16 protein-coding genes are annotated in these 19,363 nt (G+C 64.6%); 8 read left to right on the forward strand and 8 right to left on the reverse strand.

Annotated features, from left to right (window positions below):
* Window position 1 precedes the first annotated feature (1 nt).
* The gene (locus tag GH663_RS12715; RefSeq protein WP_153132118.1) at window positions 2-1,294 is read right to left on the reverse strand and encodes an HD-GYP domain-containing protein; all 1,293 of its coding nucleotides are present in this window, start codon (window positions 1,292-1,294) and stop codon (window positions 2-4) included.
* 60 nt (window positions 1,295-1,354) lie between these two features.
* On the opposite strand from GH663_RS12715, the gene GH663_RS12720 reads away from it, so the two are divergent.
* The 4 genes from GH663_RS12720 to GH663_RS12735 all read left to right on the forward strand — a co-directional run bounded on the left by GH663_RS12720 (window position 1,355) and on the right by GH663_RS12735 (window position 5,664).
* Window positions 1,355-2,329, forward strand: coding sequence for a quinone oxidoreductase family protein (locus tag GH663_RS12720; protein WP_153132119.1), 975 nt, complete (start codon window positions 1,355-1,357; stop codon window positions 2,327-2,329).
* Window positions 2,329-3,648, forward strand: a complete 1,320-nt coding sequence (locus tag GH663_RS12725) for a TAXI family TRAP transporter solute-binding subunit (protein WP_246181585.1) — start codon at window positions 2,329-2,331, stop codon at window positions 3,646-3,648. Before GH663_RS12720 ends, GH663_RS12725 begins: the two co-directional genes overlap by 1 nt.
* Entirely contained in the window at window positions 3,645-4,271 is a 627-nt protein-coding gene (locus tag GH663_RS12730) for a nucleotide-binding protein (protein ID WP_153132121.1), read from the forward strand. The genes GH663_RS12725 and GH663_RS12730 overlap by 4 nt, the downstream gene beginning before the upstream one ends.
* Window positions 4,272-4,359: 88 nt before the next feature.
* Window positions 4,360-5,664 carry a leucine-rich repeat-containing protein kinase family protein gene (locus GH663_RS12735; protein ID WP_153132122.1) on the forward strand — a complete coding sequence of 435 codons (1,305 nt, stop codon included), beginning with the start codon at window positions 4,360-4,362 and terminating at the stop codon, window positions 5,662-5,664.
* A gap of 69 nt (window positions 5,665-5,733) precedes the next feature.
* Here the strand turns inward: GH663_RS12735 and GH663_RS12740 are convergent, their stop codons facing one another.
* Both GH663_RS12740 and GH663_RS12745 read right to left on the reverse strand, forming a co-directional pair.
* Window positions 5,734-6,150, reverse strand: a complete 417-nt coding sequence (locus GH663_RS12740) for a nitroreductase family protein (protein WP_153132123.1) — start codon at window positions 6,148-6,150, stop codon at window positions 5,734-5,736.
* A 271-nt stretch (window positions 6,151-6,421) separates the two neighbouring features.
* Window positions 6,422-7,333: a LysR family transcriptional regulator gene (locus tag GH663_RS12745; RefSeq protein WP_153132124.1), complete on the reverse strand. Its 912-nt coding sequence runs from the start codon at window positions 7,331-7,333 to the stop codon at window positions 6,422-6,424.
* Window positions 7,334-7,437: 104 nt separating this feature from the next.
* On the opposite strand from GH663_RS12745, the gene GH663_RS12750 reads away from it, so the two are divergent.
* From GH663_RS12750 to GH663_RS12760, 3 genes are all read left to right on the forward strand, one after another.
* Window positions 7,438-8,142 carry a pirin family protein gene (locus tag GH663_RS12750; RefSeq protein ID WP_153132125.1) on the forward strand — a complete coding sequence of 235 codons (705 nt, stop codon included), beginning with the start codon at window positions 7,438-7,440 and terminating at the stop codon, window positions 8,140-8,142.
* A 33-nt stretch (window positions 8,143-8,175) separates the two neighbouring features.
* Window positions 8,176-8,730 carry a flavodoxin family protein gene (locus GH663_RS12755; protein WP_153132126.1) on the forward strand — a complete coding sequence of 185 codons (555 nt, stop codon included), beginning with the start codon at window positions 8,176-8,178 and terminating at the stop codon, window positions 8,728-8,730.
* A 133-nt stretch (window positions 8,731-8,863) separates the two neighbouring features.
* On the forward strand, window positions 8,864-9,667 hold the full coding sequence (locus GH663_RS12760) for a response regulator (RefSeq protein ID WP_211371140.1): 804 nt from the start codon (window positions 8,864-8,866) through the stop codon (window positions 9,665-9,667).
* Here GH663_RS12760 and GH663_RS12765 read toward each other — a convergent pair.
* Genes GH663_RS12765 through GH663_RS12775 form a run of 3 tightly spaced genes read right to left on the reverse strand, consistent with a single transcriptional unit; the run spans window position 9,645 to window position 12,927 of the window.
* On the reverse strand, window positions 9,645-10,193 hold the full coding sequence (locus tag GH663_RS12765) for a hypothetical protein (protein ID WP_153132127.1): 549 nt from the start codon (window positions 10,191-10,193) through the stop codon (window positions 9,645-9,647). The genes GH663_RS12760 and GH663_RS12765 overlap by 23 nt on opposite strands.
* Window positions 10,190-11,314 (reverse strand): sialidase family protein, encoded by a 1,125-nt coding sequence (locus GH663_RS12770; RefSeq protein ID WP_170291417.1) that lies wholly within the window; start codon window positions 11,312-11,314, stop codon window positions 10,190-10,192. The genes GH663_RS12765 and GH663_RS12770 overlap by 4 nt, the downstream gene beginning before the upstream one ends.
* Window positions 11,315-11,319: 5 nt before the next feature.
* A complete protein-coding gene (locus GH663_RS12775) occupies window positions 11,320-12,927 on the reverse strand; it encodes a glycosyltransferase family 39 protein (protein WP_153132129.1) in 1,608 nt (535 codons plus the stop codon).
* A gap of 120 nt (window positions 12,928-13,047) precedes the next feature.
* Here GH663_RS12775 and GH663_RS12780 point away from each other — a divergent pair, with 120 nt between their 5' ends.
* Entirely contained in the window at window positions 13,048-15,606 is a 2,559-nt protein-coding gene (locus GH663_RS12780; RefSeq protein WP_153132130.1) for a GGDEF domain-containing phosphodiesterase, read from the forward strand.
* On the opposite strand, the gene GH663_RS12785 is transcribed toward GH663_RS12780, so the two are convergent.
* Together GH663_RS12785 and GH663_RS12790 are read right to left on the reverse strand one after the other, a co-directional pair.
* Window positions 15,607-16,410: an enoyl-CoA hydratase gene (locus GH663_RS12785; RefSeq protein ID WP_153132131.1), complete on the reverse strand. Its 804-nt coding sequence runs from the start codon at window positions 16,408-16,410 to the stop codon at window positions 15,607-15,609.
* 72 nt (window positions 16,411-16,482) lie between these two features.
* Complete coding sequence (locus GH663_RS12790) at window positions 16,483-19,242, reverse strand: sensor histidine kinase (RefSeq protein WP_170291418.1); 2,760 nt, start codon at window positions 19,240-19,242, stop codon at window positions 16,483-16,485.
* Window positions 19,243-19,363: the final 121 nt, after the last annotated feature.

Consider the following 19,363-nt stretch of genomic DNA (forward strand, 5'->3'; position numbering starts at 1 on the left):
GTTACGCCGGTACCGGTGATGGGGTCTTGGCCTCGACCGAGGCGCGCAGGAAGTAGTGCATCGCCTGTTCGCGCAGTCGGGCCTGCAGTTCGGTTTCGCTGGCTGCTCCGATGCGGGCATGCAGGCTGCCGGCAATGGCGAGGAAATGCTCGACCAAGTACGGATCGAAATGCGTGCCGGCATCCTTCTGAATGATGCCGAGCGCCTCCTCGAGCGGTAGCGGCGCCTTGTAGGGGCGGCGTGAGGTCAGCGCGTCGAAGACGTCGACAATCGAGAAGATCCGCGCATTGAGCGGAATGTCATTGCCGCTCAGGCCGCGTAGATAGCCCGAACCGTCGAACTTTTCGTGATGGCCTTCGATGACAGCACGCGCCCCCTGCAGCCAGTCCGATTGCTCGACGATGTCGACGCCGAGCGCGACATGGGTGCGCATGATGGTGAATTCCTCGTCGCTTAGTTTGCCCGGCTTGAGCAGGATGTTGTCGCTGATGCCGATCTTGCCGACGTCGTGCAGGAAGGCGCCGAGGATCAGTTGGCGCATTTCGCCGGCCGCCAGGCCAACCGCTTCGCCCAGTTCGATGGCGTACAGCGTGACGCGATAATTGTGGTCGCCGGTGTCCGAGTCGCGCTTGGCGATGGCGGCGCCGAGCACCGAGGCCATTTCCAGGTTGCCCTTGAGAACTTCCTGCGAGAAGCGGATGACGTCGCGGTTGAGGGCGATGATCACCGGGTAGAGCAGTACGGTAGTTGCCAGCACGGCGAATAGCACGGTGGCCAGCGTGCGCCACAGGCGGTCGCGAAACTCGCGCAGGGTCGCCCGGTCGACGACGAAAACGCCCTCGAAAAAGCCGGCATTGCCGCCGTTCTTGCTGGGCAGCGGGACCAGGACCTGGACGACCGTGTCGTCGCCGATGACAAACTTCTGGTAATGGCTGTGGGTGTCGTGCGGAAAGCTGTGCTTGAAGCGCTTCAGTTCCGCCTCGATGTGCGCGTACTGTGGATTGACCGCCTCCAGGATGCGTTGCTCCTGGCGGTCGTAGACCTCGATGACGACGAAGTTGCGTTTGACGAACTCGCCGGCCCGCTGTTCCAGGATGCGCAGTTCCTCGGCAGTGTGGGTGCCGGTCTTCAGGCCTTCCGGCGCGAAATGGGTCGATTGGCTGGCGGCGAGAGCGACGACCGCATCGTCGATCTGTTCGAGTTCAAAATAGTAGGTCAGTCCGCCGACCAGCAGCGAGACGGCAACCCAAGCCAGCAGCAGCCGGCGCAGTACGATGCGGTGGATTGAAATCATGCCCTAATGATACGCTCAGCACTTTCCGGAAGATTATTACAGCCTTAACAGGAGACGATGATGACCCACGCCATTCGCATACACCAGACCGGCGGCCCGGACGTGCTGCGCTGGGAAGAAGTCGAGCTGCCCGCCCCGGCTCCGGGCGAGGCAACGGTCCGCCATCACGCGGTCGGCCTCAATTTCATCGATACCTATCATCGAAGCGGCCTCTACCCCTTGCCATTGCCGGCCGGGCTCGGCCTTGAAGGCGCCGGTGTCATCGAAGCGGTTGGCGAGGGCGTCAGCGAGGTTAAGGTCGGCGACCGCGTCGCCTATGCCGGCGGCCCGGTCGGCGCCTATGCCGAGGTGCGCAATATCCCGGCGCATCGCCTGCTCAAGCTGCCGGACAGCATTACCTTCGAGACGGCGGCGGCGATGATGCTGCAGGGCCTGACCGCCGCCTACCTGCTGCGCCGCACCTACCGCGTGCAGGCCGGCGATAGTGTGCTGATCCATGCCGCGGCCGGCGGGGTCGGCCTGATCGCCTGCCAGTGGGCCAAGGCGCTGGGGGCGACGGTGATCGGCACCGTCGGTTCGGCCGCCAAGGGCGAACTGGCCCGGGCGCATGGCTGCGACCATGTGATCAATTATTCGAGCGAGAACTTCACCCAGCGCGTTCGCGAAATTACCGGCGGCGAAGGGGTGCCGGTGGTTTATGACGGCGTCGGCAAGGATACCTTCATGGGGTCGCTCGACTGCCTGCGGCCGCAGGGCATGATGGTCAGCTACGGCAATGCCTCCGGCCCGGTGCCGCCGGTCGACCTGCTGCTGCTGTCGCAAAAGGGTTCGCTGTTCATTACCCGGCCGACCTTGATGAGCTATACCGCCAAGCGTGAGGACTTGCTGGCGCTGGGCGCCGAACTGTTCGCCGTGTTAGCGAGCGGCCAGGTGAAAGTCGAGGTCAATCAGCGCTATGCCCTGAAGGATGCGGCCCAGGCGCAGCGCGATCTGGAAGCACGCAAGACGACCGGTTCGACCATCCTGCTGCCGTGATGGCGAAGATCAAGGCTGGCCTGCTTTCGCTGCGCGACCTGTTCGCCACCGCCTGGTGGATCTTCCTGATCGTCGGCATCGGCTTCGTCGTTGCCTACCAGTTCGTCCAGCCGGCACCGCCGAGCCGCATTGTCATCACCACCGGCGGCGGGAGCGGCGCCTACTACCAGTTCGCCCAGCGTTACGCGGCGATCCTCGCCCGCGACGGCATCACCCTTGAGGTCAAGACCTCGGCCGGTTCGTTGGAAAATATCGAACGCCTGCAAAAGGACGAGGCGCAGATCGGTTTCGTCCAGGGCGGCGTCATTACCCCGCAGGACGACGCGGAGGACGAGGACAGCGGCCTGCGCTCGCTCGGCAGCGTGTTCTACGAGCCGGTCTGGGTCTTTTATCGCGGCGACAAGCCGCTGACCCGGCTGACCGAATTGCGCGGCAAGCGTATCGCCATCGGCCAGGAAGGCTCCGGCGTGCGGCAACTGGCGCAGCAACTGCTGGCCGCCAACGAAATTCCGGCCGGCGAGCGCCTGGTGCCCCTGGCCGGTCTGGCGGCGGCCGAGGAGCTGCAGCAGGGACGGATCGACGCCGCTTTCATCATCGCCGCCGAAAAGGCGCCGGTCGTCCAGGTGCTGCTCCGTTCGCCCGGCATCAAGGTGATGAGCTTCGCCCAGGCCGGCGCCTACCAGCGCCGCTTTCCCTTCCTGACCAAGCTGACCTTTCCGCACGGCGTCGCCGACCTGGTCCGCGATTTTCCGCCGGAGGACATCAAGGTGCTGGCGCCGACCGCCAACCTGATCGTCCGTGACGATCTGCATCCGGCCCTGCAAAGCCTGCTGCTGCAGGCGGCCAGCGAAGTGCATGGCAAGTCCGGCTTTTTCCAGGATGCTGGCGAATTCCCGGCCTACAAGGACCAGATGCTGCCGCTGTCGCCCGATGCGGCGCGCTACTACAAGTCCGGTCCCTCCTTCCTGCAGCGCTACCTGCCATTCTGGCTGGCCGTGCTGGTCGACCGGCTGATCGTGCTGCTGGTACCGATCGTCGCTCTGCTCATTCCGCTGCTCAGGATCGCCCCGGCCATCTACACCTGGCGGGTCCGTTCCAAGGTCTTCCGCTGCTACGGCGAACTGAAATTCCTCGAAGAAGACCTCAAGCATCATTTCGATGCCGCCAAGCTGGCCGAATACCGCAGCCGGCTCGATACGCTCGACGACGAAGCCAGTCAGCTCCACGTGCCACTCGGTTTCACCGATCTCGTCTATACGCTGCGCGAACACGTCAATCTAGTGCGGCACATCCTCGACAAACGGGAGTTGCAGGCATGAAAGCCTTTCTCGTCGCCAATCCCAAGGGCGGCTCCGGCAAAAGCACGCTGGCCACCAACCTGGCCGGCTATTTCGCCTCGAAGCGGCATGAGGTGATGCTCGGCGACATCGACCGCCAGCAATCGTCGCGCGAATGGCTGGCCATCCGGCCTTTCGCGCTGCCCAGCATCGACACCTGGGAAATCGGCGCCGACAACATCTCGCGACCGCCGAAAGGCACCACCCACGTCGTCCTCGACACGCCGGCCGGCCTGCACGGCAAGATGCTCGACAAGGTGCTCAAGTTGTCGACCCGGGTTATCGTGCCGGTCCAGCCGTCGATGTTCGACATGCTGGCGACCCGCCATTTCCTGACCGAACTGCTCTCCGAAAAGGCCGTGCGCAAGGGACGGGCCGATGTCGCGGTGATCGGCATGCGGGTCGATGCGCGGACGCGTGCCGCCGGCGAGCTGGAAAAGTTTTTCGCTACGTTCGACCTGCCGGTGCTCGCCTATCTGCGCGATACCCAGGTCTATGTCCAGGCCACCGGTGCCGGCATGACCATTTTCGACCTGCCGCCGTCCCGCGCCGAGCGCGATCTCGAGCAATGGCGGGCGATCATCGAGTGGGCGGAGGCCGAATAGACCGTTTGCGGCGCCTGGCGGGCGATGCCTGCGGTCGACCTGCCAGTTTGGTCAATTTTCACGCAGCCGCTGCGAGCGGCCGAAAGTCATGGATACCCTTTCCCGATTGCGCGCCGGCCAACTGACCGGCATCCGGCGGCTCGACCTGAGCTGCGGTCTGACTGAATTTCCGGCCGAGATTTTCGAGCTGGCCGATTCGCTGGAGATTCTCAACCTCTCCGGCAACGCGCTGAGCAGCCTGCCCGACGATCTGCCGCGACTGCACAAGCTGCGCATCATTTTCTGCTCCGACAACCACTTCACCCGGCTACCGGAGGTGCTCGGTGCCTGCCCGCAACTGAGCATGATCGGCTTCCGGGCCAACCGGATTGCCGAGGTGCCGGCCGCCGCCCTGCCGCCGAACTTGCGCTGGCTGGTGCTGACCGACAACCGGATCGAAGAACTGCCGGCCGCGATCGGGCGCTGTAAATCGCTGCAGAAACTGATGCTGGCCGGCAACCGGCTGCAGCATTTGCCCGCGGCCTTGGCCGAGTGCCGCAATCTGGAACTGCTGCGGATTGCCGCCAACCGGCTGGAAGCCTTGCCGGACTGGCTGCTGACGCTGCCTCGGCTCGCCTGGCTGGCCTATTCCGGCAACCCGTTCAGCGACCGCTCGGAGGCCGCGGTGCTGGCCCGTCACCCGATTGGCGAGATCGACTGGGCGACGCTGAGCCTGGCCGAGAAACTGGGCGAGGGCGCTTCCGGCGAAATTTTCCGGGCCACCGATGGGGCGGGCGAGGTTGCCGTCAAGCTGTTCAAGGGGGCGCTGACCAGCGATGGCCTACCGCACAGCGAAATGGATGCCTGCATCGCCGCCGGTACCCATCCCAACCTGATTCCGGTGCTCGGCAAAGTGACCGGCCATCCGCAGGCGGCCGATGGCCTGGTGATGGCGCTGATCGCGACCGATTACCTCAATCTGGCCGGCCCGCCCAGCCTCGACTCCTGCACCCGCGACGTCTACCCGGCGGGCGCCGGCTTGCCGCTGCCGACCGTGCTCGGCATTGCCCGCGGCATCGCTTCGGCGGCCCGCCATCTGCACCGCCAGGGCATCCTGCATGGCGATCTCTACGCCCACAACATCCTCTACCACGCGGCCGGCGATTGCCTGCTCGGCGACTTCGGCGCCGCATCCTTCTTCGAGCCGGAGGCGACGGTCCGGGCGCAAGCCCTGCAACGCATCGAGGTGCGCGCCTTCGCCTGCCTGCTCGACGAACTGCTCGATCTTTGCCCGGCCGGCGAGCCGGAAACCGTGAGTGCCCTGCGGGCCTTGGCGGAGCGTTGCCATGACCCGATGGTCGGGCGCCGTCCCTTGTTCACTGAGATTGCCGAGCACCTGGCAAGATTTGGCTAGGCGACCGGCGAGTGCGGTTGACTGCTAAAAAAACTAAAAATACGAAATCTGTCGGCTACCCGGTAGCGGCTAGATGTTGCGGAAGCCCATGACGTTGCTCAGCAGGTGCAGTTTGGGCTGGCTGTCCAGCCAGTCCCGGGCCTCGGTCAGGCTGGGGCAGATCTCGGTCTGGTAGGAGGACATGTTGGAGGCGATGAGAACCTGTCTGACCCGTTCCTTCAGGCTTTCGTCGGTCGTCACATAGACAATCCGGCAGTTCGGATTACTGGCGTGGGCGCCGTAATTGATCGCCGAAATCTGGGTCAAGGTTTCTTCCGACAAGCTGTGGCCGCTGACTTCCGAAAAGTCATTGATGACGTAGTGCGCCTCGTCGAAGCGAGGATCTGCCTGCGTCTGTTCGACTACCTGGATGAACTCCCGGCCACTGACAAAACCGGAAAAACGCTTGAGGAGTCCTTCCGGTTCCCATTCAACTTCGTATGCCATAGGTCACCTTTCTCGACAGGGTTCCGCTGCAACGCTATCCGTCAATGACCAATGCATTCCAGTCTGCGGCGTAAGGCTCAGGCTTGCTTGAAATAATGGTAGCAATTGTAAATTCTAAAAAAATACCTTGTTCCAAGTAAGGGACTTGGTTTTTTGGTAATGGTTCCGGCAACTTGGCAGAATCGGGCGGGAAGCCTTGTCGGGCCGAGTTGTCGGTGATTATGCCGTGGGAATTGACTGGATATGGTGAATGGATGGTAATCCTGAGCCATCAGAGTCCTGCGGTCAACGCCTCGATTTCCTCATTTTTCGCCAGTTCGGCGAGAAACCAGGCCAGAGCCTTGCCTGGCTGCCGGCTGCGCCAGGCCAGGTGCAGCGGCATGGCCGGGCGCGGGTCGCTGACTGCCTTCTCGACCAGGCGGCCAGCGGCGATTTCCGGAGCGGCCAGCCAGCGCGGCAGGTGGCCGATGCCGAGGCCGGCGACCTGGGCGCTGGCCTTGCTGCGGATGTCGGGGACGCGCAAGGCGGGCTGCCCCTCGATCAGGCCGATGCTGCGCGCGTCGAGTTCCTGCGAGGTATCGGCGACGACGATGGCGCGATGGCGCAGCAGTTCGCTGTTCGGGATGACGCCCGGCCAGGCGGCCAGTGGGTGAGTGGGGGCGACGGCAAAGACGAAATCGCTGTGCGCGCACATCAGCCGGGTCGCCATGCCGCTGCGCGCCGGCATGTCGCCGGGGGCGCCGATCACCAGGTCGGCCCGGCCGGTGGCCAGCGCATCCCAGCAGCCGCCGAGCACTTCGTAGGAGAGCCGGATCTGCGTGCCGTGGCCGGCGCCATAGAAGCGTTCGAGCAGCGGATAGAGGCGTTCGAGCGGAATGATGGCGTCGATCGCGATGCGCAATTCGGCCTCCCAGCCGGTGGCGATGCGCTGGACGCGGCGTTCCAGTTCGCCGGCGGCGCGCAGCAGGTGGCGGCCATCGTCGAGCAGGGTGCGGCCGGCTTCGTTCAGCGTCGCCTTGCGGCCGCTGCGGCTGAAGAGCTGGGCGTTCAGTTCGCTTTCCAGCTTGGCGACGGCATGCGACAAGGCCGAGGGGACGCGATGCAGCGCGTTGGCGGCGGCGGTGAAGCTGCCGTGGCGCTCGATGGCATCGAGAATCTGCAACAGGTCGAGGCTGATTTTCATGTGAATTTAATTGAACGATATGCCCGGAATAATTCGCTGGTTAGCGCTGAACTCTACGCCTACCATCGCAACTAAGCTATATCGATAATTCACAAGGAGTTGCCATGATCACCCTTCGCCCTTCGGCTGAACGCGGCCTGGCCGACCATGGCTGGCTGCTGGCCCGGCACAGTTTCTCCTTCGGTGAATATTACGATGCGGCCGAAATGGGCTGGGGCGCGCTGCGCGTCATCAACGAAGACCGCGTCGCACCCGGCACCGGCTTCGGCCGGCACGGCCATCGCGACATGGAAATCGTCACCTACATCCTGTCCGGCGCGCTGGAGCACAAGGACAGCCTGGGCAACGGCGACGTCATCCGGCGTGGCGAAGTGCAGCGGATGAGTGCCGGCACCGGCATCCTGCACAGCGAGTTCAATCCCTCGCCCGACGAGGCCACCCACCTGCTGCAGATCTGGATTGAACCGGCCGTCCACGGCCGGCCGGCCAGCTACGAGCAGCAGGCGCTGGGCATCGGCGAGATGCGCGGTCACTGGCACCTGGTCGCCTCACCAGATGGCGCCGAGGGCAGCACGACCATCGGCCAGGATGCCCGGCTGTGGGCCAGCCTGCTCGGCGCTGGCGAAGCCTTGTCCTACACGCTGGCGGCGGGCCGGTTGGCCTATGTCCATGTCGTCCGCGGTCGACTGGCCCTGAATGGCCAAAACCTGGCGACCGGCGACGGCGCCAAGATTGCCGATGAAAGTGCCCTGCAATTCCTGGCCGGCGAAGAGACGGAATTCCTGCTCTTCGACCTGCCGCCCGTTTGAGTATTCATAAATCAATCCCTTCAGGAGAACTCCATGAGTAAAGTCGTCATCGTCTATCACTCCGGCTACGGCCATACCCAGCGCGTCGCCCAGCATGTCGCCGAAGGCGCCCAGGGCGAACTGCTCGCCATCGACGCCGAAGGCAATCTGCCGGAAAACGCCTGGGACAAGCTGAACGCCGCCGATGCCATCATCTTCGGTACGCCGACCTACATGGGTGGCCCGAGCTGGCAGTTCAAGAAATTCGCCGATGCCTCGTCCAAGGCCTGGTTCACCCGTGCCTGGCAGGACAAGGTCTTTGGCGCCTTCACCAACAGCGCCAGCCCGGTCGGCGACAAGGGCGCGACGCTGATCAGCCTGCAGACGCTGGCCTCGCAGCACGGCGGCATCTGGGTCAGCCTCGGCCTGTTGCCGAGCAACAAGAAGGAATCCACTCGCCAGGACGTCAACAGCCTGGGCGGCTCGGTCGGCCTCCTCGTGCAATCCCCGTCCGATGCCAGCGTGGATGAAATCCCGCAGGGTGACCTCGATACCGCCAAGCGTTACGGCCAGCGCGTCGCCGAAGTCGCCGCCCGCGTCCGCGGCTGATCGTCGCCGGTAGTTCGTCCCAATGCCGTACCGGCCTTGCCCGGTGCGGCATTTTTTTGCCTGCATGCCGGACCTCGTGAAATGGCGCGCACTGCTATAGTGCAGCCATTCCCCCGCTTTCCGGAGTGACTGCATGGCATTGACCACCTCGCTGGCTGACCTGTCCGTTCTACTGGTCGAACCTTCACACATGCAGGCCAATCTGGTGACGCGCATGCTGCAACACCAGGGCGTGCGGCAGATCAAGGTGGTCGATACCGCCGAGGCGGCCCTCGCCGCGCTGACCGAGGGGGCGGCGGCCGGCTGGGTGGTGATCAGCAGCCTCTACCTGCCGGACATGGCGGGCACCGAGCTGGTCATGGCGATGCGCGCCGACGAGGAGCTGGAAAGCATTCCCTTCATCCTGGTCTCCAGCGAAACCCGGCCACAGGTGCTGGAGCCGGTTCGCCAGTCGGGCGCCTGCAGCATTGTCGCCAAGCCGTTCAGCGAGCAGCAGTTGTCGCGGGCGCTGTTCGCCGCCGCCGACTACCTGAACCCGCCGGAAGACCTCGATGTCGCCGAAATCGAAAGCCTGCGCGTCCTGCTCGTTGATGACAGCCTGGCCTCGCGCCGCCATTTGCGCCGCCTGCTTGAGGAGCTCGGCATCGAGCGCATCACCGAGGCAGTCAACGGCAAGGAAGCGGTGGATCTGTTGCAGGAAACGATGGTCGATCTGGTCATCACCGACTACAACATGCCGGAAATGGATGGCCGCGAGTTGACCGAATACATCCGCACGCAAAGCTGGCAGAACTCGGTGCCGGTGCTGATGGTGACCAGCGAGCAGAACATGGGCCGGCTGGCGGCGGTCGAGCGGGCCGGCGTATCGGCGATCTGCGACAAGCCCTTCGAGGCCGGCAATATCCGCAAGCTGATCAGCGAGTCCTTGACGCGATAAGGCGGATGACGCCGCGACGGCCGACGATGACCAGCGCCAGCAGCACCAGCAGCGGGTCGAACAGCACATCCCACAGATTGGCGAAAAGACCGCTGGCGTAGCCGGCGAGGTCGATGGCGAGGATCAGCAGCCAGCTGTCCTGGCGCCGCCACCATAGCGCCGCGGCGACCGGCAGCAAGGCGACGAGTAGTGCCCATGGCTGGTAACCCAGGGCATAGGGGTCGAATGCCCCCCAGCCCAGTGCCGCCGGATAAAACAAGGCAACGAAGCCGAGCAGGCCGAGGGCCGGCGCGAAGCTCAACGGCGACGGCTGGCGGTTGGCCAGGTGCAGGATGGCCAGTTGCAGCAAGGTCAGCGATGGCGTGCCGAAGGTGCCGTGCATGACCGGGGCGATGCCGACCAGCAAGGCGAGCGTCGTCGCCGCCAGCGCGACGCGGGCGCGCAGTTCGCCGAGCGGCAGCAAGGTGGCGAGGGCGCCAAAAATCAGCCCGTGGGCGAGTAGACCGTAGGCGGCCAGTGCATTCATGGTGTTTCCCCGTCCAGCCAGGCTTCGCTGAAGGTGGCGTGCTTGATGCCCTGGCGGCGCCAGGTATATGTCAGGTGGATACGGCTGTCGCGGCCGAGCAGCAAGGCCGGGTAGGAGAATTCGGCGCCGCCGTCGGGAGCGCTCTCGACGGTGCGGCTCGGCTGCCAGGTCTTGCCTTCGTCGGCCGACAGCCACAACAGCATGGCTTCGCGGCTGTCCTGCGGATTGCCGGCTAGCAGCAGGCGGCCGCTCTTCAGGCGGAGCAGGGCGACCGAGGCATTCGGGTTGGGCACCGCCAGCGCGGCGCCTTCTTCCCAGCGCTGGCCGCCGTTTTGCGTCAGCGATAGCTGTACCTTGCCCGGCCCGGGGCCGGCATCGCGCAGCAAGGCGATGGCGCGCTGCTCGTCGAGGGCGACGACTGCCGGTTGCAGCGTGCGCACCGGGTGCGGCATGCGGACCTTGTCGAGAATCTGCCCTGTCGGCGCCAGGCGCAGCCATTCGCCGTGCTTGGCGATGAACTCGTGATAGACCGGCAGGCCGAGGCCGCCATCGGCCAGCGGCAGCGGTGGCGTGCGGACCAGCGTGCTGATGTTGGCGAAGGGCGAGGTCTGCAGCTTGCTTGGCTTGCTCCAGGTCTTGCCGCCATCGGTCGATACGCTGTGATTGATCGAGCTGCCGGCCCAGCCGCCAACGGCGACACTGACGTACCACAGGTGCAACCAGCTGCCTTCGGTGTAGAGCACCGGGTTGCCGAGTTTGCGGACATGGGCGAAGGTGCCGCCCGCCGTGCTTTCCCGGTTGGCGATCGGCTGCGCTTCGTTCCAGCCGTCGCGGCCGAGCACGCTGAACCAGATGGCGACATCGTCGGCTCCGTCTTTCGACCCGGCAAACCAGGCCGCGGCGATGCGACCGTCGGCCAGTTGGGTCAGGCTGGCGGCATGCGCCGAGGCGGCGACCCGGGGTAGCATTTCGGCAGCAAAGACGGCGGGCAGGGGCGACGGGGCGGCGACGGGCGGCGGCACGAAGGCCGCTGCTTCCGGGCTCGGGGCGCGCCAGAAGGCACCGGCCAGGGCGGCGGCAAAGAGCAGCGGGGCCAGCCAGCGCGGCAGTTTTTCGGGCATTTGTATCATTGGGCTTTGATCTCGAACCAGCGCACGGTGGTCAGCAGTGGCGCCAGCGAACGGCTGGCCAATGCCGCCTGCCAGTCGGCCGTTTTTGCGCCGACGCGGGCGAAACGCAGGCCCGAGCCGTGCGAGGCCAGGGTCTGGTAGCTGCCGAGTTCGCTGGCGGTATAGCCGGCGGCGCTCAAGCTCTGCTGGAAGCGGGCAAGGTCTTTGTCTTCAAGGAAAACCGGGGTCCGGCTGGCCGCCAGTTCGCTCAGGTCGAACTGGTCGAGCCCGGCGTAATGGCGTTGGGCCTGGCCGCTCAAGATCGGCAGCATGGCCGGTTGCGGCCCGTCGAACATGGCAACCGGCTGCTGGCGAGCCAGTTCGACAACGCGGTCCGGCACAGCATTGACGCCGATGGCCGGGAAAACGCCCCAGAGCAGCGCACTCCAGAACAGGGCTGGGGCGGCCAGCGTATGGCCGAGGCTGCGTGCTTGCCACCAGGCCCAGCCGAGATAGGCGGCGGGCAGGATCAGCCAGTACCAGCCGCCCAGCCCGAACCAGGCGGTGAAGCCAGCCAGCGCCGCGCCGAGCAGCAGGGCGAGCAGGGCGCCGAGGCGGAACGGCCAGCGCGCCTGAAGCTGGGGCAGGGTCAGTGCCAGAAAGATGGCGAAGGGGACCAGCGAGCCGATCAGGTAGCGGTCGAAGCTCTTGATGAACAGGAAGGGCAGGAAAGTGGCAAGGAACCAGACGAGGGCCAGCCGGGCCGTTGCCGAGGCACGCCGCTGTTGCCAGACGGCGAGCGCGAAGACGAAGACCCAGGGCAGGGCGACGTTGAGCAGGCCGAGCAGGATGCCGGGCGAGAGGTTGAAGAACTGGCGGGATTCCAGTTCGTCGGCCAGCACCAGGTCGACCGCTTCCGGGTAAAGCAGGCGGACGACGAAGAACCAGGGCAGGGCCAGCACCGCCCACAGCACGCCGTGCACCACCAGGCTGCCGAGCTGCGGCCGGAGATTGCCGAAACGCAGGCGGCGACCGAAGAGCAGCGCCAGGCAGCCGCCGCCGAAGACGAGGGCGACGATCGGCCCCTTGGTCAGGAAACCGGCGGCCAGGAGCAGGGTGGCTGCGGTCAACCACCAGAAACGGCGTAAATCCAGCCAGATCAGAAAGGCCCAGAAGGCCGTGGCCGAGAGCGCGGCGACCGGTACGTCGAGCATGAAACGACGACCTTCGCTGGCGATGCCAAGGCAGCCGAGCAGGATGCAGCCGGCCAGCCAGCCGGTTTCGGCCTTGCCGGACAAGCGGCGGGCGATGCCGGCGGTGGCAACAATGAGTAAGGCTGTAAAAAGCACGCCAACGAAGCGAGCGCTCACTAATGAGATGCCGAAGGTTTCGAAACTGACGCGGCCCAGCCAGTAGAGCAGGGGCGGTTTGCGAATGCGCGGTGCGTGGTCGAGGAAAGGCACCAGCCAGTGATTGCCTTCGATCATTTCGATCGGCGTACGCAGGCCGAGGAAGAACTCATCCTTGCCGGTCAGCCCGGTCGCTTCCCAGATGCCGGGCAGCAGCACGGCGAGGGCAAGCAGGAACAGCAGCAGGGTCTGGCGGGTAGGAGAAAGGGCGAACATGGGGCGGGATTTTACCCCGCCTTCCGCCGCGCCGCGGGCTGCGGTTTTCCCGGCTTGCCTGCTGCGGCTTCCTTCGCCGGTGAAATCAGGGATAATCCCGCGCAGGGAGAATTATAAATAATGCGTATAAGATATTTTGTCTTTGGCGCCTCGGCCATTGTCGCCGTGCTTTTCTTTGGCGGCGCCTACTGGTCGCTCGACCGGGTGTTCGATCACGTCGTTCGCGCCAATGCGACGCGGACTTCGGAGGCGACCACCCGCATTGCCTTCGCCTCGATGTACCAGTTGATGAGTCAGGGTTGGCGGCGCAGCCAGGCCGATGCTTTCCTGCGCGCGATGGCCGAATCCGGCAAGGACAGCGGCCTGACGGTACAGATCTATCGCAGCCAGGTGGTCGTCGATCTGTACGACGAAATCGAGCAGCCGCCGCTCGATGACGACTTGAAGAGCGTCATGGCCAGCGGTCAGACGGTCCGCCGCGGCACGCACGACTATGCCCGCCACATCTACCCGCTGATCGCCCAGGAGCGTTGCCTGCGTTGCCACCGCAATGCCGAGGTCGGCGCCGTGCTCGGTGCCGTCGAGGTGCGCCAGGAATACGCCAGCCTGCTGGCCGATGCCCGGCGCGAACTGCTGCTCGCCTTTGCCGTCCTGCTGCCGCTCGCCTTCCTGCTCGCGGCCGGAGCCGTCTGGTGGGTCAGCCGGCGCATCGAAGGTTCGGTCGAGCAATTGCAGGCCGACTTCGACCAGGTCAATGCAGTCGGCGACCTGCGCAATATCACCATCGCCAAGCACGACCTCGGTTTTGTCGAACTGAACCAACTGGTCGGTGCGCTCGGTCGCCTGCTCGACAAGCTGCGGACGATTGCCGTCGACAAGGATATCCTGACCTTCGAAATCGGGCTGCTCGAAAAATTCGTCATTACCTCCGATGTCGTGCGCGACTGGCGCGACTACGTCGGCCGCCTGCTGACCGATATCAACAGCGTGCTGCCGGCCCATACCCTGTTCTCGATTTTCAAGATCGACGACGAACTGTTCGATCTCGAAATCTTCTGGCGCGGCCCGGTCACCGGCCAGACCCGCGCCATGATGGAGCGTTACATCCGCCAGGAACTGAGCGGCTTGGCAGCCTTCTCCGATTTCGGTTCATGCAACATCTACCACCATGTCGCCAACCCGCAGGGCGCCTCGATCGAACTCACCGAAGAGGAGGTCGCGCTGCACGTCAAATCCTTCTTCGTCGACAAGCCGAAGATCGGCGGTATTGTCGGTATCGGCGTCCATGCCGGTGTGCTGGAAGACGAAACCCGCTATCTGGTCATGGAAGGCGTGTTGTCCACGCTGCTCAACGTCGTCGGCTCGGTCAAGGCGATCTACAAGTACACCCGCGACCTCGAGTATTACGCCACCCGCGATCCGTTGACCGATCTCTTCAACCAGCGCGTCTTCTGGGAGCTGAGTTCCTACGAAGTCGGCCGCGCCCAGCGCCACAACTACAGCTTCGGCCTGCTGCTGATCGATCTCGACAACTTCAAGCTGATCAACGACAACTACGGCCACACGGTGGGCGACAGCTACCTGCAGCACTTTGCCCGCCAGGTCCAGAGTGCCCTGCGCGACGGCGATATTCTGGCCCGCTACGGTGGCGACGAATTCGTCGCCCTGCTGCCGGAAGCGCAGGCCGACGCGGTGGCGATGGTTGCCGAGCGGATTCGGCGGGCCATCGAGACGATCGAGATCCAGACGCCGGAGGGGATTACCATCCGCGGCACGGCCTCGATCGGACTCGCTGTTTATCCTGACCATGCCGACAACCCCAAGGATCTGCTGCTCTTTGCCGACAACATGATGTATCGCGCCAAGGCGGCTGGCAAAGACCAGGTCGCGGTACCGACCGAAGAGGACGTGGTGGCGATATTCCGGGACATCTCCCAGAAAAGCGTCATGGTCCTCGAGGCGCTCGAGGCACGGCGCATCGTCCCCTTCTTCCAGCCGATTCTCGATGTCGCCAGCAAGCGCATCGTCGCCTACGAAATCCTGTCGCGCATCGAACTCGACGGCGAGATCATCCGGGCCGACGAATTCGTCGAAATCGCCGAGAAGATGGGGGTCATTCACCGCCTCGACATGCTGGTGCTCGAGCAGGCGCTGGCCATTCTGGCCGCCCAGGGGCACGAGGGTGAAATTTTCGTCAATCTGTCGCCCCGCTCACTGGTCTTCAACGAATTTGCCCGTGATTTGCGTCGCATCGTCGCGCAGAGTGGCATTTCGCCGCAACACATCGTCTTCGAGATCACCGAGCGCGACACGGTGAAGAACCTCGGGCTGCTCGAACGTTTCCTCAACGACCTGAAGGCGGACGGTTTCAAGCTGGCGATCGACGACTTCGGTTCCGGCTTCTCGTCCTTCCACTACCTGCGGCGCTTCCCGATCGACTATCTGAAAATCGAGGGCGATTTCATCGCCAACATGCTCAATAGCGACAAGGACCACACCTTCGTCACCAGCATCCGTTCGCTGGCGCGCGAAATGGGTATCACCGTGGTCGCCGAGTATGTCGAATCGGCCGAAGTCCTCGGCGAACTGGAGCGGCTGGAAGTGCACCGCGCCCAGGGCTATTACATCGGCCGGCCGGCCCGCAATCTGTTGCCGATCGACTGGCAGCCGGCCGAGTAATCAGCAGCCCTTGTAGGCTGGCTGCCGTTTCTGCATGAAAGCGTCGATGCCTTCGCCGGCATCGTCGCTCATCATGTTGCAGGCCATTACTTCACCGGCGTAGTCGTACGCTTCAGCAAGCCCCATTTCGAGCTGCTTGTAGAACATGCCCTTGCCCATGCGGATGGCGACGGCGCTCTTGCCGAGGATGCTGCCGGCCAGCCGTTCGATTTCGGCGTCCAGCGCATCGGCTGGCACGACGCGGTTGACCAGGCCCTTGGCCTTGGCTTCCATGGCATCGATGAATTCGCCGGTGAGCAGCATTTCGAGCGCCGCCTTGCGGCCGAGGTTGCGCGCCAGCCCGACGGCGGGTGTCGAGCAGAAAAGCCCGACGTTGATCCCGGAAACGGCGAACTTGGCGACATCGGCGGCCACCGCCAGGTCGCACATCGACACCAACTGACAGCCGGCGGCGGTGGCGATGCCGTGCACGCGGGCGATCACCGGTTGCGGCATGCGCGTGATGGTGAGCATCAGTTCGCCGCACTGGCGGAACAGCGCCTGCATGAATTCCTTGCTGTGGTTGGCGCGCATTTCCTTGAGGTCGTGGCCGGCACAGAAGGCCTTGCCGGCCCCGGCGATGACGACAACACGAATGGCCGGGTTGCCGGCGATGGCATCGAGTTCGGCCTTGACCGCGGTCAACATCTCCTTGGACAGCGAATTGAACTGGCCCGGACGGTTCAAGGTCAGCGTGCTCAGGCCGTCGGCGCGGTCGTTGCGCAGGACGAGCGGGGCATTTTCGGTGGTGCTGGCTACAGTCATCTTTGGTCTCCGGAAGCGGTCTTATTAGAAGGCGTTAATGTAGCCCGGCCAGCAGCGCGGCGGGAAGCGGCTTCAGCTTTCGCCGATCTTGAACGGCGCATTGAGCGGCAGGCGCAGGGTGTAACGGACGCCCTGGCCGGGCGCGGTGTCGAGTTGCAGCTTGCCGCCCAGCACGTCATTAGCCAGGTTGTGGGTGATGTACAGGCCGAGGCCGCTGCCGCCATTGCCGAGCCGGGTCGTGAAAAACGGATCGAAGGCGCGGGAGGCTTCGGCCGTATCCATGCCACGCCCGTTATCGCGGTACTCGAGTACCGCTTCGTCGCCTTCCCGGTGGGCGCTCAGCGCGATTTCACCGACCATTTCCGCTGTAAAGGCATGGGTCAGCGAATTGAGTACCAGGTTGGCGACGATCTGTTCGAGTGGCCCGGGGTAGCTGTCGAAGACGATACCCGCGGGAATCTCGACTTTTAGCTGGTGGACCGTCCGTTTCAGGCGTGGCCGGAGGGTGGCGAGCATTTCTTCCATGGCCTGGGCGAGATCGAAGCGGCGGCGCCGGATGCTGGTCTGGTCGACTGCGACCTGTTTGAAGCTGCTGATCAGTTCGGCCGCCCGTTCGATGTTGCGCTCGATCAGCGCGCTGGCCTGGCTGATGTCGCTCATGAAGCCGAGCAGGGCGGATTTGCTCAGGGCGCCGGCATCGAGGCTGCCCTTGAGTTCCTTGATCCGGCCGCGCAAGGTGCTGGCCACGGTATTGGCATTGCCAAGCGGCGTGTTCAGCTCGTGGGCGACGCCGGCCACCAGGCTGCCCAGCGCGGCCAGGCGCTCGGCCTGGGCCAGTTGCGTCATCGCCGCCTTGATTTCGGCATTGGCCTTGACCAGCGCCGCGGTCCGTTCGGCGACGCGGTGTTCGAGGTCTTCATTGAGTTGAAGGACGGCTTTTTCGGCGGCGATACGTGCCGAAATGTCCTCGACGATGCCGATGCCGCCGATCAGTTCGCCTTGGGCGCTGATCGCCGGGGCGGTACGGAACGAGACCCAGGTCCGGTGGCCGGACAGCGTGCTCTGGTATTCGCCCTGGAAGTAGCCCGGCGTACCCTCGGTGGCCTGCCGGCAGGCCGGGATCGGCGATTGGTCGCGCAGGCGGGTCAGGTCGATGCCGATCAGTTTGTCGCGCGGCGCCTGCAGGATTTCGGCGAAGCGGTCGTTGGCATAGGTGATCTTCATGTCGAGATCGAAATGCACGATGCCGACTGGCGAGTGGCGGAGCAGCAGGCGGTAGCGTTCTTCGCTGGCGCGCAGGGCCGACTCCGTCTGCTTGCGCTGTTCGATATCGCGGACGGCGGCGACCAGGCGCGGCTGGCCGCCGATTTCGGCCGGGCGCAGCGCCACTTCCACCCAGAACAGTTGGCCGTTCTGGTGCCGGGCATGCCATTCGAAGACCTGGACGCCATCTTGCTGTGCCTGAGTAAGGCGCTGGAGGGCCTCGCTCTGTGTGAATGGCGGCTGGTTGCTGCTCAGTTCGGCGAGGCTGAGGTGGCGCGCGTCAGCGGTCGAATGGCCGTAAAGGCGACTGAAGCTTTCGTTGGCCTCGACGATCTCGCCGCTCGGTGTCTGGATGATGATCGCCTCGTTGGTCGCCGCGAGAATTTCCCGGTAGTTGCGCTCGCTGCTGGCCAGCGTGCGCTGGGCGCGTTGCGAACGGCGCATGAGGACCGCCAGCAGCAGTGCGATGAGGCCGAGACTGCTGATCAGGGCCAGGCTCAGCCAGAATTCACGCGGGTACGTCTGGCGCAGCGATGGCGGGCGGTTGCGGATTTCCGCGTTGGCTGGCAGCAGGTCCGGGTCGATGCCAAAGCGGGCGAGTTGCTGATAGTCGAAGATCGCCTCGCTCCAGCCTCGGCTCAGGGGCATGGTTTCGGGATCTTCGCCGGCCAGGATGCGGCTGGCCAACTGGGCGGCCTGCAGCCCCTGGCGGTGGCTACTGACGACCAGTCCGCCGAGGACGCTGGGGACCAGCATGCCGTCTTCCTTGGCGATCAGCGGTACCTGGGCTGCGGAAGCCCACAGTTGCGAGGCTTCGGCATGCGAAAACTGGCGTCCCTCGCTGTCGCGGTTGAAGGTCAGCATGATGACGGCGCTGTTGGCGTCGAGTTCGGCCAGCCTGGCCTGGATCGTCCTGGCCGGCAGGGCGCTGAGAAACTCGAAGCGCAGTTCCGGATGTTCGGCGCCCAGCGCGGCGGCACCGGCCGCCTGGGCCAGTCCGGTACGGCTCTGGTCGTGGATGAAGAGCAGGCGCTGTAGCGTCGGCCGCAGTTTCTTCAGCAGGATGATGTTGCTGTCGATGTCGGCATCGTCGAAAACGCCGGTCAGGGCAGGCTCGCTTTCCAGTGCCGCGGTGCGCCGGCCGGCTACGCCGCTGAAGACGATCGGGACGGTGCCGGGCAACGCGCCAGTCTGGCGCTGGTGCAGCGCGAAATCGAGCGCATCGTCGTCCTGGGTGATGACCAGGTCGATTTTCTGGGAGCGGTATTTTTCATCCAGCAGGCGAGCGTTGTGCGCGAAATATTCCGGCGTCGGACTGAAACGCTTGGTGTCGAGAAATTCGATATGCAGTTCGACCGGGCGGCCGGCTGCGGCAAAACCTTCCTGCAATCCGGCCAGTTGGCCGTCGGTCCACGGCAGGCCGGCATGGTAGGCGCTGATGACCAGTACGTGCTGACGCTCAACCGGGGTGGCGAGGGCCGGTCGCAGGATGCCGGTCAGGAGCAGCAGCATGGCAAACAGCAGAGTCGGCCAGCCTGCTGTCGCCGGCGCCGAACGATTGCCCGTCATCGCTGCTAGCCTGGCGTGCAGCCGCATTCTTTGCCCCCCCGTTATCGTTTGGCGGCTAGATTAGCGCGCTGGCCGGCCTTTGTCTAAAAGCAGCATGCCCTCTGCCGCTGCCGGCCAAGCG

It is taken from the genome of Dechloromonas hortensis (genome assembly GCF_009469765.1).
Classification (GTDB): Bacteria; Pseudomonadota; Gammaproteobacteria; order Burkholderiales; family Rhodocyclaceae; genus Azonexus; species Azonexus hortensis.